Origin of the sequence: Ilumatobacter sp. (assembly GCF_041688325.1) — a bacterium.
Classification (GTDB): Bacteria; Actinomycetota; Acidimicrobiia; order Acidimicrobiales; family Ilumatobacteraceae; genus Ilumatobacter_A.
The window spans coordinates 1-1,766 of record NZ_JBDNIJ010000213.1 but is presented as its reverse complement, the minus strand read 5'-3'; the positions used below and the strand labels follow the sequence as shown (position 1 = coordinate 1,766).

Annotated in this window: 3 protein-coding genes; all 3 read right to left on the bottom strand. The window is 65.7% G+C overall.

Features of this window, described 5'->3' with window-relative positions; all coding sequences use genetic code 11:
• Positions 1-192: hypothetical protein (locus ACH2EI_RS12300; RefSeq protein ID WP_395160228.1), on the bottom strand; the 192-nt coding region annotated here is incomplete at its 3' end.
• A gap of 30 nt (positions 193-222) precedes the next feature.
• Positions 223-456: a hypothetical protein gene (locus ACH2EI_RS12295; RefSeq protein ID WP_395160226.1), complete on the bottom strand. Its 234-nt coding sequence runs from the start codon at positions 454-456 to the stop codon at positions 223-225.
• Positions 457-501: 45 nt separating this feature from the next.
• Positions 502-1,209, bottom strand: coding sequence for a glycine/sarcosine/betaine reductase selenoprotein B family protein (locus ACH2EI_RS12290; protein ID WP_395160224.1), 708 nt, complete (start codon positions 1,207-1,209; stop codon positions 502-504).
• Positions 1,210-1,766: the final 557 nt, after the last annotated feature.

Here is a 1,766-nt window from a genome sequence, read left to right as displayed (position 1 = left end):
GCTCATTTCGGGATCCGGCACCTCGGAGCTCGCACTCCAAACGGCGTCGGTCAGCCGGCCCAGATCGCCGTCGGCGCGGCTGGTCGGGCCGAACCTGCCGGCACCAGCGCCGATGGCGACCGCGATGACGAGCAGCCCCGCGGCAACGCCAAGACGGGGCCGACGTGCGTGCCTCGCCTTGATCACCGACATCTCAGGCTGCCGGGCGACCCCCTCAGCGGATCAACGGCGCGGGGTCGGGCGGTACTCAAGGGGGAACTCTCGAATGGTCGCCCCGGTCACCTCGAACAGGTCGGTTGCCGCCTCGACGACCGCCAACTGTCGCTCGGCATCGCCAGGTGCTCCGAGTGGCCGACCGAGCGGATGTGGCGTGATCAGCGCACGCGCCACCGACATCTGACGCGGGATGTGGCCGAACGCGCCGATGTACACGCCCACGGTCGGGATTCCCGCCATTTCGATCGCTCGCTGAAGGTGCCCAACTGACACGTGGCAGACCGGTCAAACGGGCACGAGCAGTGCAAGATCGACGTCGTGGTCGCGCAGCATGTCCGCCCACGCCGGTGCGACCTGATTGCGGAGGCGGAGTTGTGCTGCTGCACCGACGAAGGAATAAACGGGGTTCACCATCTCGCCGATCCGGCCGCGGTCGGCGAGCGTACGGAGATGCCCGATCGGCAGTGCGACCTGATGATCGGAGCGAACGGCATCGATCGGATAGCCGCCGTGGCGGACACGAATGTCCGTCGCCGCGACGTCGGTCGGAATCGACGAGAGCGTCGGGGACTCGCGCAGGAACTCGCCGATCCGCGCTTCAGCCTCGGCCTGGGTCATATCCACGACACCGAACGGCTGCGGATCGTCACCGTCTACGAAGTGGCCACTCGAGGTCACCAGAGCAATTCGGCTCTCGCTGACGGGTTTCGAGAGCGGCACGAAGACCTGATCGTCGTAGGAGAACCGGTCCGTCACTCCATCTCGGGGCGCGTAAGCACGCTGCTGCGCAGAGATGAAACGCCCGATCAGCGCGGCAGCGTCGCCGTCGTCGAGGAGTTGGCTGACGCCCGCGAACAGGTCGGCCACGACATCACCTGCCTCGTCCGAGGTGAGCGATGCGAGGAACTTCGCGTTCAGGTTGCTGCGCGAGCCATAGAAGAACGAGTCCTTGAACTCGGCGAGGGTCTCGGCACGGTCTTGGTTGTCGGTCATCGATCAGCTCGGGAGGTGAGGTGTCATGGACGGTGGCGCCCACGTTGATTGGGCTGCTGTGGTTCGTCCGGAACCAAGGGTGTTGTCCTTCGAGAACCCGCCGACCGACTCGCGATATTCCCGTACCGCGTCGATTCGGGAATTACTCGGCGGTGGCACCGTGTTCTCGATGCATGACGAACGCATCGAGAAGTACGAAGTCGTCGACCCCACCCAAGGGACGAGCGACACCACGACAATCAACAGCTCAATCGACGTCGCGGTGGGCGGATCGGTGGGCCACGATCCAGTGGGTCCTGGTCGGGTTCGCGGTGGTCGGGGTCGTGGTCGTCGCGTTCTACCTGAGCCAAGGCCAGGACACCACGACGGTCCACGGACGCTGAAGCGACCGTCCGCCCGGCTACGACTCGACGACGGTGGTCGACGATGTCGCGACCGTGGTCGGCAAAGTCGTCGGAGGTGGCATGGTCGATGCCGTGGTGGTCGCCGCAGCGGGGGTGGTGAGAGTCGATGTCGTGGTGGCGTCGGGATTGGCGTAGTCGAACACGGGCAGCATG

Bases quoted from the DNA above. Each gene is read 5' to 3' on its own strand.
- ACH2EI_RS12295 (WP_395160226.1), bottom strand. From the start codon at position 456: ATGGCGGGAATCCCGACCGTGGGCGTGTACATCGGCGCGTTCGGCCAC.
- ACH2EI_RS12290 (WP_395160224.1), bottom strand. From the start codon at position 1,209: ATGACCGACAACCAAGACCGTGCCGAGACCCTCGCCGAGTTCAAGGAC.